Here is a 13,277-nt window from a genome sequence, read left to right as displayed (position 1 = left end):
CGAAAGGGCGCGGAACGACGCTCGTTCAGCAAGGGATGGTGTGATGCGCAAAGGCTTGGTGAGTTCGGTTTCGATCGTGGCGATGCTGCTCGCCGGGTGCGGAGGTTCTGGCGGTACCGGATCCACGCCGCCCCCGACCAACACGCTGCCGACACCGACGCCGGCGCCGGCGCCCGCGCCCGCGCCGACCCCATCGCCCACCGCCGGCTGTTCCCTCTCCGACCGCAAGGCCTTTGCGCTCCAGACGATCCAGGAATGGTGGCTGTTCGCGCCGCAGGACCTGGCGCAAGGCGTCAACCCGGCGAGCTATGCGACGGTGCAGGACTATATCGACGCGCTGGTCGCACCGGCGCGCGCGCAGGGCAAGGACCGCTACTTCACCTACATCACCTCGATCGCCGAGGAGAATGCCTACTATAACAGTGGTTCGACCGCTGGTATCGGCGTGCGCTTCGCGCTCGATCCGACGAAGCGCCTGTTCATTGCGGAGGCGTTCGAAAATGCGCCGGCGCTCAACGCCGGGATCGATCGCGGTTACGAAATCCTTGCCATAGGCACGACCTCGGGCACGCTGCGCAACGTCAGCGACATTGTCGCGGCGGAGGGGACCGCGGGCATTGGGCAGGCACTGGGTCCGGACGATGTCGGCGTGACCCGGATCTTCCGCGTGCGCGATACCAGCGGCAACGTCCGCGAAGTGTCGGTGGCGAAGGCCGATTACAATCTGCTGCCCGTGTCGCCCCGCTATGGCGTCAAGATCCTCGACAACGGCGGCACCAAGGTCGGTTACGTCAATCTGCGGACCTTCATCGGCTCGGCGGAAGGACCACTGCGCGACGCCTTTGCTCAGTTCAAGGCGCAGGGCATCACGCAGATCGTCATCGACCTTCGCTACAATGGTGGCGGGTTGGTGCGGATCGGCGATCTGGTCGGCGACCTCCTGGGCGCCAACCGCTCGACCACCGATGTCCTGTCGCGCACGGTGTTCCGACCGGAGAAGTCGAACAACGACACGGTGCGCTATTTCCAGCCGCAGCCGCAGTCGATTGCGCCGACCCGCGTCGCCTTCATCGGCTTCGGCGGCACCGCGTCGGCGAGCGAGTTGGTGATCAACTCGCAGATCCCCTATCTCGGTCGCAACATGGCGCTGATCGGCGGCAACACTTACGGCAAGCCCGTCGGTCAGATCGCGCTCGACCGGCCGGCATGCGACGACCGCATGCGGGTCGTGGCGTTCGCGACCGCCAATGCCGCCGGCCAGCGCGATTACTACAATGGTCTCGCAGGCAAGGTGCCGAACAGCTGCCGGTCGGGCGACGAAGTCGCCTATCAGCTGGGTGACCCGCGCGAACAGTCGCTGCGCGTTGCGCTCGACTTCCTCGCGGGCCGCACCTGCACGCCCATCGCCGATGCGGGCGTTGGCACGCTGGGCGCGACCGTCCGCAGCTATGGCGACAACAGCGTCGTCGATCGCGGCCCGCGCGCGTCGACCTTTGCTCGCGAGAACCCGGGCGCATTCTAATCGTCTCGGCAATCGCGTAACAATATTGCCGGTGGCTCGCTTCCCCGCTTGCGCGGGGAGCGGGTCACCGGCACATTCGCACATGTGAACCTGCCCCCCGCAACGCCGCCCGCCTCCCCCGCCCACGCCGCTTTGCCGGGCGCCACGCGGCCGATTCAGGCGCTCACCCGCATTTCCCCCCTCGCGATCTTCGGCGGCCTCGTGGCCGGGGTGGCGAGCGGGATCTTGCTCGGACAATATGCCCCGGCCCTCGCGGCGGGGCTTCGACCCGTGCTCGACGTAATCGGCACGCTGTGGCTGCGCGCGTTGCAGATGACCATCGTTCCGCTCGTCGTCGCGATGCTGGTCACGGGCATCGTGCAATCGGTCGCCGCAGCGCGCGCCGGCCGCATCGCGGGCGCATCGATCGCACTGTTCTTCGCGGTCCTGTGGACCGGCGCCATTCTCGCGGCAATCGTGACCCCGCTGCTGCTCGGCTGGTTTCCTGTGCCCGAAGCCGCCCGCTCCGCGCTCGCCGCCGGGCTTGCCAGCGCTGACGTCGGCCAGGTGCCGCCCTTCACCGAGATCATCAAGAAGATGGTCCCGACCAACCCCATCACCTCCGCGGCGGAAACCGACATCCTGCCGCTGATCATCTTCACCGGGGTCTTCGCGCTGGCGATCACCCGGCTCGAACCGGCCAGCCGCGACCGGTTGAGCGGCCTGTTCGCCGCGCTCGCCGACGCCATGCTGGTCATGATCGGCTGGGTGTTGCGGATCGCGCCCGTCGGCGTGTTTGCGCTTGCATTCGTGACCGCGATCGCCGTCGGACCCGCCGCGATCGGCGTGTATCTGCACTACATCCTCATCGTTTCGACGATCGGCGTGCTCGTGTGGGCGCTCGCCTATCCGATGGCGGCGTTCTTTGGAAAGCGGCGGTTAAGCGCCTTCGCGCGCGCCGTCCTTCCCGCGCAGTCGGTGGCCTTTTCAACGCAAAGCTCGCTCGCGTCGCTTCCGGCGATGGTCGAAGGCGCGACCGCGCTCGGTGTCCGCCCGGCGGTGTCTGAGGTGACGCTGCCGCTGGCGGTGGCGCTGTTTCGCTCGACCGGGCCGGCGATGAACCTCGCGGTGGCGATCTACATCGCCTATCTCACCGGCGTGCAGCTGACGCCGGGAACGCTGGCGGTCGGTGTCGCGGTCGCCGCAACGACGACGCTGGGCGCGGTAAGCCTGCCTGGAACGATCAGCTTCTTTTCATCCATCGCGCCGATCGCGGTTGCCATGGGCGTACCGGTCGCGCCGCTGGCGCTGCTGGTCGGGGTCGAGACGCTGCCCGACATCATCCGCACGCTCGGCAATGTCAGCAACGATATCGCGGCGGCGACGGTGATCGACGCCCGTTCGCGTGACAATGACGTCGCCGAGGCCTGATGCCGATCAGATGCCGAAGATATTGCGCAGGCTCTTCTCGAGCATGAAGAACTGCCAGATCTGACGGGCGCGGTCGGCCTGGCCGCTTTGATGTTCGTCGACCAGTCGGCGAAGGCGCTCCATGTCGAACCAACCCGTCGCCTGCAGCGTCTCGCTGGTGCCCAAGCGCCGCGCCTCGCCCGCCAGCGGCCCGCGAAACCATCGCGATATCGGCGTCACGAAACCCATCTTGGGTCGATACAGGACATCGTTGGGCAGCACGCCTTCGAGCGATCGTTTGAGCAGCCATTTGCCCTGCCGCCCGCGCACCCGCATCGACGCGGGTAGGGTCGCGGCGAATTCGACGAGGTGATGGTCGAGCAGCGGCTCGCGCGCCTCCAGGCTGACGCCCATGCTCATCCGGTCGACCTTGGTCAGAATGTCACCCGGCAGCGCGATGAGCAGATCGGCATATTGCGCCGCATCGAGCGCTTCTGTCGCGGGCGCCTCCGCCATCGTGCGCCACCAGCGTTCCTCCGCGACATGGCCCTGCAAGGCCGTTCGAGCCGCGGACGTGAACAGCGCCGCGCGCAATTCGGGTGACGTGACGCCGATCGATCGCGCGTAGGCCTCCGCGCCGCTGTGGGCGAGGCTGGTGAGCGTCGCCTTCGCGCGCAACGGGCGCGGCGCCCAGCCCAGCTCAGGCCATGCCGCCGCCAGCGGGCCGATCACGGAACGCCGCAGTTCGGCCGGGAGCCAGCGACGCGCGCGCTCCTCCTGATGCTGGAAGACGAGACGGCGGTAGCCCGCGAACGCTTCGTCCGCACCGTCCCCCGACAGCGCGACGGTGACGCGCTCCCGCGCCAGCTCGCTCACCCGGTAGGTCGGCAGGGCGGAGGCATCGGCGAACGGTTCGTCACAGAGACAAGCGACCGTATCGGCGAGCGCGAAATCATCCGCACCGACCATACGCACCGCATGATCGGTGGCGAACCGTCGAGCGATGGTATCGGCGTAGCTTGTTTCGTCGAGCGACGGATCGTCGAAGCCGATCACGCAGCTTTTGACGGCGGTGTTGCTGGCTTCGGCCATCATCGCGACGACCGCGCTCGAATCGACCCCGCCGGACAGGAACGCGCCGAGCGGCACGTCGGCGACCATCCGACTGCGGACCGCCGCGCGCAGCAGGTGCGTCAGATGCTCCGCCGCTTCCGCTTCGGTGGCAACGATCCTGCGCGAAAAGTCGGGTGCCCACCACCGCTTCGGCTCGGCCGGGTGCCCGTCGCGGCGCAAATGCCAATAATGGCCGGCAGCAAGCTTGTGCACGCCGCTGACGATCGATGCATCGTCTGGGACATAGCCAAAGGCCAGGAAATCCTCGACCGCGCAGACATCGGCGACGACCCGCAGGTTGGGCAGCGTCAGCAGCGCCTTCAGCTCGCTCGCAAAGGCCAGCGTCCCGTCGGGCAGCGTCGTGTAGAACAGGGGTTTGACCCCGAGCCGATCGCGCGCGAGGAACAGGCTGCCGTTGCGCGCATCATGGATGGCAAAGGCAAACATGCCCTCCAGCCGGTCGAGGCAGGCCGGGCCCCAGGCGGCATAGGCGGCGAGGATGACCTCCGTATCGCCATCGGTGCGGAATACCGCCCCGCCCCGCTCCAGCTCGGTGCGGAGCGCGCGGTAATTGTAGATCTCGCCATTGTAGCTGATGTGGAACCGCTCGTCGGCGCTCGGCATCGGTTGCGGCGATCCGGCGACGTCGATGATCGACAGCCGCCGGTGACCGAGCACGACGCCCGGTGCGCTCCAGAGGCCCGCCCCGTCCGGCCCGCGGTGGACCAGCGTCGCGATCATCGCCGCGACGCGTTCCTCGGGAAGGGGGCGGGGCTGCTCGCGATGATAGAGACCGGCGATGCCGCACATGGCGTTGCGCTTCGACGCTCAGTCGCCGGCGGTCAAGCGCTCGGCCAGCGCCTGCGCGCCACCGGCTGCGTCGATGAACGACGCGACGACGCCGCGGCCCGAGCTGTCCGACATGGTGGCGGCGCTCACCAGCATCGCCCAGGCGCGCGGATCGCCGCCAAACGCACGCGCGCGCAGCGTCGCCCACTTCACTCGGGCGGCATCCGAAGTCAGCTCGCCATCGACCTGATAGAGCCGCGCGACGTCGCGCACGGCCGCCTCCCGGACGATCTGCTCGACGGCCATCGGGCCGATCGGGCGCAGATTGCCGCCCCAGCGCCAGTCGCCATCGGGCGCGACTGCGCCTTGCCCGAAGCCGACGATTTCGGCGCCCTCGCTCTGCCGGGCATAAGCGGCGAGCGTCACCGTGACGATTCGCCCCGCCGCGTCGCGATAGCGCCAGTCGCGGCGCTGAGTCGCGCCGGCATAGTGCGCGAGCCAATTGTCCGCCGCGCCCACGTCGTCGGGCAGCAGCTCCCAGCCGGGCACGATCGGCGCGCTCACCAGGGCAATCGGCAGGCTGCGGGCGGCGCTGTTGAGGCCGAACGCGACCGGCACGATCAACGCAAGCGCCGCCGCCACGGCAACGCCCGTCAGGTGGCCGCTGACGCGCGGCGCGAAACGCGCCAATGCTTCCGGTGGAGGGGCGTCGGCGTCGTCCGGGCTGCGCTCGACAAACGGGCGCGCACCCCACGCGACAAGCGCCATCACGATGGCGAAGAAGACCCAGCCGTAGATCAGGTGGTCGGCGCCCACCGCGAAGCGCGTGCCCCACGTTTCGGCCATGACGATCGTACCCCACGCGCGTACCGCGTTGGCGATGATGCCGACGAGAAGGGCGAACGCCACAAAGGTGAACTGCCGCGATCGTCGCCGGAACCACAGATGCGCGGCAAGGGTCGACAACGCGGCGATCGCGACGAGGAACTTCACGCCCGAACAGGCCTCCGCCACGGCGAAATAGCCGCGCGGGGTGGTGATGAAGATTCCGTCGAGCGCCGCCGGAATCCCGGACACGTGCAGCATCGGCATGATCAGCTCGGCCGTCACCCGCTGCATCGTCGGCACCAGCTCCTCGCCGATCGGGATCATGAACAGCGCGAAGGCGAGCGGGAACAACAGGGCGCGCGTCACCTGCGTGCCGAACAGCGCGGGCACCAGCGCAACCGGCATGGCGACGAGCGCGGCATGCCGTAGCAGCTGCACCCCCGCCAGCTCGCCCGCGAGCCACAGCAGGCCGGCGGCTGCCACCCAGACCAGCCCCTTCGTCGACGCCGCGGGTTCCAGCGTCGCCAGCGTCTCGCGGCGCCGCGCGATCAGCCAGCCGACCATCGGCAGGATCAGCCAGCAATGGTTGAAGGTCGATTGGTTCCACTGATCGAACAGGGTGAAGAGGTCGCGATGGAATACGAGCAGCAGCCCGCTCACCAACGCCGCATAGACGCGCAGCGGGGCGTGCCACGCCTTGGACAATGCCGGGCGTGCGGTGCGGACGGCGGCGGCGCCTTTGTTCACGCGCTGACTCCCTCCGCCGGTGCTGCGAGCAGCCGGTCGATCGGCGCCAACTGCGCGTCCCAGCCGTAACGGTCGATCATCAGCTGCCGAGCGGCGGCGCCGATGCGGGTGGCGCGCTCCGGGTCCGCGAGCAGCGCCGCGATCGCGCTCGCCGTGGCTTCGGCCCCGTCCGCGGCGATGGCATGCTCGCCTTCGCGGATAGCGATGCCGGCAAGCGCGGCCCGGCTGGCGACGACCGGCTTCGCCATCGCCATCGCCTCGAGAAGTTTGTTCTGCACCCCCCGCGCGATCGACAGCGGCGCGGCTACAACGTCCGCCGCGGCGAGCGAGGGACGGACGTCGGGCACCTCCCCGGTGACCTCCACTCGCGGCGATGCGAGCGCCCGCACGGCAGCGGTCGGCGCTCGCCCGACGATGGCAAAGCGCGCGTCGCTGAGCCGAGGGAGCACGTCGCGCGCCATGACGGTCACCGCTTCGACGTTGGGCGGATAGTCCATCTGGCCGGTGAACACGATCAGCCCCGCGCGGTTCTCGGGCAACGGCAGGAAGCTGGCGTCGGGCGCGAAATAATCCGTGTCGATGCCGTTGCCGACCACGTGGACACGACTGGAAACCCCGCTTCGTTGTCGGAAGAGCGCGGCTTCGGCTTCGCTGACAAACAGGCTGGCATCCACCCGTCGAGCAACCTTTGCCTCCCACTTCGCGAGCCGGCGACCTTCCCATCCGAACAGCGGTGCGAGCAATCCACCGGCCGCGGCATAGGCCTCGAACTTTGCCGAATCCACGTCGACGAAGTCCATCAGCCAGCGCCCCCGCCATTGGGCAGGAACATAGGCCGCGCTTTGCCCGGAGAAGCAGACGATGCGGTCGATGGCGTCGGTCGCCAGGAGCTTTGCGATGTGGTCTTGCAGGCGGCGATCGAAAAAAGCCTCGACCGACGCGGGGCGACCCGTCCGCAGGCTCGACGCGAAGGCCGTCATCTTGCCGCGACGGCGTACCATGATCGCCGTGCTGTCCGCCATCGGCGCCAGCTTGTCGATCGCCGCCGCCCGCTCGGCCTCGCTGTCGGCAAGCGCTGCGAGGTGGACCGGACCTTGCGCGCACAGATGCCGGAACAACTGCCATGACCGAATGCGGTCGCCGCGGTCGGGCGGCCAAGGTGCGCGGTGCGCGATGAACAGCGTGCCCGTCATGCGAGTTGACGCGCGATGGCAGGTCCGACGGAATTCGCGAGGCCAATCGGGAGTTTCCGCCACGTCCTGACCATCATTTGATAGCGTGGACTTTGCGCCGATACGTCGCGCGGCGCTCCATCGCTCGCCCATTGTCCGTAGGTGAGCGGGGTGGGATCGAAGCCCCAGTTGCGTTTGTACGCGGCGGGGCCGCTGCCTGCCTTCGATCGACCAAAGTCGAACCGCGTGCACCCCCTCGCCCGGGCGTGGTCCATCAGCTCGAAATACATCCGTTCGTTCGCGCGGAGCCCGCGCGCCTGGCGGGTCCCGCCGCCCCAATAGGGCATCACCGCGCCGCGCCAGTAGAGGCTGAGCACAGACGCCAGCGGCTCGCCGTCGAGCGAGACGGTGAGGATATCGGCGTCGGGAAACGCGTCGAGAACCGCGTCGAACAGGCTGCGCGGGAAGACGGGGGTGCCGAGGTTGCGGACGCTCGTCGCATAGCAGCGATAATGCTCGAGTCGCTGCCGTTCGTCGCGCCCCGTGGCGACGGTCAGCTTCGCCGCCAGACCCTTGCGGACCTCGGCGCGGTGCTTGCGGGGGATCGCTGCGAGTTCCGCCTCGCGGGTCTCAGCCAGCGCGCGGACGAAGCCGACATTGGTGGCATCATCGGCTGTAAATTCGCTCGGGAGGTACCCACCGCGGAGCTCCACTCCCCTCGCCCGAAGCGCCCTCGCCTGCGTCACGACGGCATCGCCAAGCGCATCGAGCGCCTTGTGATCGCCGATCATCCCGCCACCGACGGCGAAGCCGCTCGACACCAGCGCATCGCCGAACAGCCAGCTGCGCACATGCGTCAGCGGGAGCCAGCCGGTCACGGCCCCACTCTCCTCCGCCAGCAGCGGCGCGAAACGCTGGCCGGCGCCGCGCTCGACCGCGCGACCCCAGCGCGGGGTGTGAAAGATGGTGGCGTCGGCCTGCTGTTCGAGCCACGCTTCGACCCGTGCGTCGGCGGCGGCGGTGGCCTCGCGGACCGCGACGGTCATGACGCTTCCATCAGTCGGCGCGCGCGCGACCTGATCACGTCGTCGGTCCGGCCCCAGGCCGCGTCGCGGCACAGCCGTTCGAGCTTCCCTTCCATCGACGACAGCATCGCATAGTGGCGCAGGCGTGAACGCAGCGGCGCCGCGCGGACTCGCGGCTGATCCGGGTCCAGCTCCCACGGATGGAAGTAGGTGACCGCAGGCTCCCCCGCCGCATTGGCCGCCCGCACCCCGGCTATGCTCATTCGATAGGGGAGCGCGCGAAAAAAGCCGCCCCCCAGCAGGACTTGCTTTCCGAACACGGACATCGTCGACGGCGGCAGCTCGATCAAAGGCGCGTCGGCAACCGGTCGCCAGGCAAAGCGCGGCGCGTCGGGCAGGCCGTAATGATCATGCGCGATCGGCGCCACGCTCGACGAATAAGCGTAGCCCGCCTCGGCGAGTTCTGCGTGCGCCCAGGGCGTGCGCTGGTCGATCGAAAAGCTCGGCGCACGGTAACCGGTGACCGCAGCCCCGCCCGCATCCTCGAGAATGGCTCGCGTCTTGGCGAGGTCCTCGCGAAACTGCTGACGCGTCAGGCTATGGACGCGCGCATGATCACAACCATGGCTGGCCAGTTCGTGCCCCGCACTGACAATCTGCCGCATCAGCGGCCCCGCGCGCTCCGCCACCCAACCGAGGGTGAAGAAGGTCGCCTGGACGCCGCAGCGCTCGAACAGCGCCAGCGCCCGTTCGGTGTTTGCAACGAAGCGATGTTCGAGCCGGGACCAGTCGGCACGGTCGATCACATGCTCGAACGCGCCGACCTGGAACCAGTCCTCGACGTCGATCGACAGCGCATTGACGATGCGCTCCGGCGGCGCGGGCGGTGACGCCATCGCGTCACGCGGCGCGGATATTGGGTCGCGCCGGGCGCTGTTCGTCTTCCACCCAGGCGATCAGCAGATCGAGCACGCGACGCAGCGCCGCATCCTGGTCGGCAAGCTGCGCTTCCAGCTGGGCAACGCGCGCACTTATCTCGGCAAACTGCGCCGCATCCGCGCCACCCGCCCCTGCCGCCGGGGCAGCGACGGCGGGTGCCGGCGCCGGCACGGCACGTGGACGGTCGTCGAGGTCGGCCATCACCTGCTCGACATCGCGCGCGTCGATTTCGTGCTTTTCCTCCACCGCCCCGTGCAGCAGCAGGCGCGACGCGAGCGTGTTGATCTTGCGGGGAATCCCGCCGGTGGCGTGCCAGATCGCGTCATAGGCGTCGGGGCTCAACGCCGGATCCTCGCGCCAGCCGACCAGCGTCAGACGGTGGATGAGGTAGGGCTCGACCTCCTCCGGCAGCATCGCTTCGAGATGATGGGTCGCGATCACGCGCTGGCGCAGCTGTTCGAGCTGGGGCGAGGCGAGCGTGTCGCGGAACTCCGGCTGGCCGAGCAGGAAAATCTGCATCAGCGAGTCTTCGCCGAGCTGAAAGTTCGACAGCATGCGCAGCTCTTCGAGCGCGCTAACGTCGAGGTTCTGTGCCTCGTCGACGATTAGCAGCACGCGCCGACCCGCGCGCGCCTCTTCGTGGAGAAAATCCTCGATCCCCGCGAGCGCGGCGGATTTGGCCGGCGAAGCAATCGGGATTGCGAATGCGTCGGCCACCAGCCGCAGCAGGTCGGCGTCCGCCACCTTGGTCGACACCAGCCGGGCCGCGGTCAGGCGCGACGAGTCGATCGACTGGAGCACATGGCCGACCAGCGTCGTCTTGCCCGATCCCACTTCGCCGGTGATGACGATGAAGCCTTCACCCTGCGCCAGGCCGTAGCCGAGGTACGACATGGCGGTGCGATGCGTCGCGCTTTCGAACCAAAAGCGCGGGTCGGGCGTGAGCTGGAACGGTCGACCGCTCAGATGATAATATTGGTCATACATGCCGATCGATCCCGATCACTGAAAGTTGTAACGCACGCCCAGCAACGCGCTCAGATAATAGCGCGTGTTGAACCCCTGTGCGTCGATGATGTTGAGGCCGAGCGCCGCCTGCCCCGACAGGTTGCGCCAGAAATTGCGCGCCAGGGCGACGTTCGCCCCGGCGCTGAACGCGTCCGCGTCGCTGATCCCGGCATCATAATATTGCCAGGTGAGACTCGAGGAGAACGCCGTCCGCTCATCGATCGGTCGCGACGCGCTGAGCGAGGCAAACCAGGTTTCGTCATCGCCCGCGAGCGTTGAAAGGAGCCCCGCGCTCTCATCGAGATAGCTGCGGTTATCGTAACCGAACCCGACGCCAAAGGTCCACAACCGGCGCTGCTGCGACGCGGTCAGGACGACCCCGCGGTTGCGATAGGCGAGCCCGGCGGGATTACCGAGGAGCGGGTTGAGGCACTGCGCATCCTGCGCGCCGAACAGGCAGCCGGTCAGGCTGCCGTCGATCGGATTGCGGATGACCCCCGCGAAATCGGTGGGCAGCGCAACCAGCGCCCCCGTCAGGCCGCGCCCGACGGTGCCGATGCGATCATAGACGCCGAGCTGATAGCTCGTCCGACTGTTGGGCTGGAAGCTCCAGCTGCCGGTATAGCTCCAGTCGTCATAGCGCCGGCCGATCCGCGCCTCGAGGCTCATGCGGCGGCTCGGACGCCACATCACCCCCGCGTCCCAGATGAGACCCGACGTGTCGAAGGCGATGCGCCGCGGCGCGGACGGATCGACCACCAGCCCACCGCCCGCGTCCACGACGGGCGTGCCGGTGGCCGGATCGAGCAAGGGCGGGCGATAGCTGACCTCGATCCGCTCGACACCGACGCCGCCGACCAGCGCGAGCGTGGGCGAAACCGGGACGGTCACGTCGCCCCGCGCATAGACGCCTTCGTACCGTTGATCGAGTTGGCCGGCGTCTTCACGCTCATAGCCGGCGCTCACCGTCCAGCCGAACGGGCGGGGGCCTGGCCGCATGCCAAGGCTGGCAACCGCGTAGTGGGTGACGGCATCCTCGAACCGCGGCACCGTTCGACCGAGCGTCGCGGCAGGCAGGTCATAGTCGCTGGCACTGTAGCCGATACGATAGGCCGCGCCGACGTCGAGGTCGCCGACCCGCCCGGCATAGGTCGGCCCCGCATAAACACTGTACACCCGGCTCACGCCGCCATCAGCGAAGCCCAGGTCGGGGGTGCCGAAGCCGCCGTCGATCGAAGAGCGCGTGGCGATCGCGCCCGCTTCGAGCGACAGGTTGCGCGTCATGCGATATTGCCCGCGCAACGCCCCGGTGAGGATATCGCCGTTGCTCGCGCGGTCGCCCCAGCCGAAGCGGTGTTCATATCGCACCGACGCTGCACCCTGCGTACGAGCGGTCGCGATCGACGCGTCCACCCCCGCGGCGACCGTCGTGTAGGTGAGGACATCGCCCGACCCGCCGAGCTCCGCCGACACGATCTGCCCCACCTCGACGTAAGGTTCGACGCTCGCCCGGCGCCGTTGCGTTCGTGGCGCGCGGTCGGCGCGGCCGTCCTCCGTCGCGGCGGTGGAGACGGGGTCGGCGCTGCCGCCGGCTCCGAGAGGCGACGAGCTGTCCTGCGCCGCCGCCGCAGACCCGACGACCAGCATCGTGGAAGCGAGCAGCACGGACCCATGTCGAGCGCGGAGACGGGTCACTGTCCCTCTCCATAATAGCTGCCGAAGCGTCTTCCGGCAGGCGTAAACCGCACGCGGTTGAGCAACAGCGACACCGCGTCGTGCTGACCCAGCACACCGACCGCGTCACGCAGCGCCGACTCCCGTGTGACGTCCGCGCGCACGACGACGATCACTTGCCCGCACGCCTGTGCCAGCACGCCCGGCGAAGCGGTCGCGAGCAGCGGCGTCGAATCGAACAGGATGATGCGCTCAGGGGCGTCGGCTTCGAGCGCGTCGAGCAGCTGCCCCATCCGCGGCGATCCCAACAGCTCGGCATCGCGCGGCGTCGGACGGCCGGCGCGGAGCACAGCCAGCCGCGGCAGATCGGTCTGCACGATCAGCGACGCGAGGTCGAGTTTCGGGTCGGCGAGCCATTCGAGGAGACCGTCCCCCTCGTCGATGCCGAGCGTCGCGGACAGGTCACTGCGCACGGTGTCGCCGTCGATCAGCACGACCGACAGATCGGTCTCCGCAGCCAGGCTGATGGCGAGGTTGAGCGCGGTGAACGTCTTTCCCTCGTCCGGCTGCGCCGAGGTGATCAGGACACGTCGCCCGTCGGCGAGCTGCGCCGCATTGCGCAGGAGCTGACGCTTGATGAGGCGGAATTCCTCAACCAGCGGCCCGCTCGGGTTGGCGGGATCGATCAGATGCTGCTCGGCAAGCATCTCCGGCGCGAACGCGATACGACCGCCACGCGGCACCAGCCGACGGTGCGGCTGCGGCGGGGCCGCCCGAGCGCTCGGCGCGGGCGCGGCGAAGGCGGGTGCGCCATCTTCGGGTGGAGACGGCTCGGTCGCCGCCGGAGATGGCCGCGGCGAGAGCGGCTTGCTCGGCGCATCATCCGCGACTCGGGCGGCGGGACGCGTCGGGTCGGACTTGGCGCGTCGGGCGGCGCCGTCGATCACCGCCGACCCGTCATCGTCGAGACTGCCGGGTTCGATACGCCGCAGCGACGTGCCGAAATCGAACCGATCGTCGGCACGTTCGAGCAGCGAGCGCTTCGGGGGCTTTGGGGGTAGCTGGCTCATG

Annotated in this window: 10 protein-coding genes; 2 read left to right on the top strand and 8 right to left on the bottom strand. The window is 68.7% G+C overall.

All coding sequences use genetic code 11. The features are described 5' to 3' along the window. Positions 1–43 precede the first annotated feature (43 nt). Together ACRYJK_RS02085 and ACRYJK_RS02080 are read left to right on the top strand one after the other, a co-directional pair. Positions 44–1,522 carry a S41 family peptidase gene (locus tag ACRYJK_RS02085; RefSeq protein WP_482665929.1) on the top strand — a complete coding sequence of 493 codons (1,479 nt, stop codon included), beginning with the start codon at positions 44–46 and terminating at the stop codon, positions 1,520–1,522. Positions 1,523–1,606: 84 nt separating this feature from the next. After that, on the top strand, positions 1,607–2,932 hold the full coding sequence (locus tag ACRYJK_RS02080) for a dicarboxylate/amino acid:cation symporter (RefSeq protein ID WP_482665928.1): 1,326 nt from the start codon (positions 1,607–1,609) through the stop codon (positions 2,930–2,932). A gap of 6 nt (positions 2,933–2,938) precedes the next feature. On the opposite strand, the gene ACRYJK_RS02075 is transcribed toward ACRYJK_RS02080, so the two are convergent. The 8 genes from ACRYJK_RS02075 to ACRYJK_RS02040 are packed head-to-tail and all read right to left on the bottom strand — an operon-like array spanning position 2,939 to position 13,276. Beyond that, positions 2,939–4,834, bottom strand: a complete 1,896-nt coding sequence (locus ACRYJK_RS02075; protein ID WP_482665927.1) for an XrtA/PEP-CTERM system amidotransferase — start codon at positions 4,832–4,834, stop codon at positions 2,939–2,941. An 18-nt stretch (positions 4,835–4,852) separates the two neighbouring features. Further along, the gene (gene xrtA, locus ACRYJK_RS02070; RefSeq protein ID WP_482665926.1) at positions 4,853–6,388 is read right to left on the bottom strand and encodes an exosortase A; all 1,536 of its coding nucleotides are present in this window, start codon (positions 6,386–6,388) and stop codon (positions 4,853–4,855) included. Then, positions 6,385–7,581 carry a TIGR03087 family PEP-CTERM/XrtA system glycosyltransferase gene (locus ACRYJK_RS02065; RefSeq protein WP_482665925.1) on the bottom strand — a complete coding sequence of 399 codons (1,197 nt, stop codon included), beginning with the start codon at positions 7,579–7,581 and terminating at the stop codon, positions 6,385–6,387. The genes xrtA and ACRYJK_RS02065 overlap by 4 nt, the downstream gene beginning before the upstream one ends. Beyond that, the gene (locus ACRYJK_RS02060; RefSeq protein ID WP_482665924.1) at positions 7,578–8,606 is read right to left on the bottom strand and encodes a FemAB family XrtA/PEP-CTERM system-associated protein; all 1,029 of its coding nucleotides are present in this window, start codon (positions 8,604–8,606) and stop codon (positions 7,578–7,580) included. Before ACRYJK_RS02060 ends, ACRYJK_RS02065 begins: the two co-directional genes overlap by 4 nt. Beyond that, positions 8,603–9,481 (bottom strand): XrtA system polysaccharide deacetylase, encoded by an 879-nt coding sequence (locus ACRYJK_RS02055; RefSeq protein WP_482665923.1) that lies wholly within the window; start codon positions 9,479–9,481, stop codon positions 8,603–8,605. The genes ACRYJK_RS02060 and ACRYJK_RS02055 overlap by 4 nt, the downstream gene beginning before the upstream one ends. A gap of 4 nt (positions 9,482–9,485) precedes the next feature. Beyond that, complete coding sequence (locus ACRYJK_RS02050) at positions 9,486–10,511, bottom strand: XrtA/PEP-CTERM system-associated ATPase (RefSeq protein WP_482665922.1); 1,026 nt, start codon at positions 10,509–10,511, stop codon at positions 9,486–9,488. A 15-nt stretch (positions 10,512–10,526) separates the two neighbouring features. Continuing rightward, the gene (locus ACRYJK_RS02045; protein ID WP_482665921.1) at positions 10,527–12,227 is read right to left on the bottom strand and encodes a hypothetical protein; all 1,701 of its coding nucleotides are present in this window, start codon (positions 12,225–12,227) and stop codon (positions 10,527–10,529) included. After that, positions 12,224–13,276 (bottom strand): P-loop NTPase family protein, encoded by a 1,053-nt coding sequence (locus ACRYJK_RS02040; protein WP_482665920.1) that lies wholly within the window; start codon positions 13,274–13,276, stop codon positions 12,224–12,226. The genes ACRYJK_RS02045 and ACRYJK_RS02040 overlap by 4 nt, the downstream gene beginning before the upstream one ends. Position 13,277 lies beyond the last annotated feature (1 nt).

This window comes from Sphingomonas sp. BLHR8, assembly GCF_056821725.1.
Note: the sequence above shows the minus strand (reverse complement) of the source record. Positions and strands in the feature narration are given on the sequence as shown.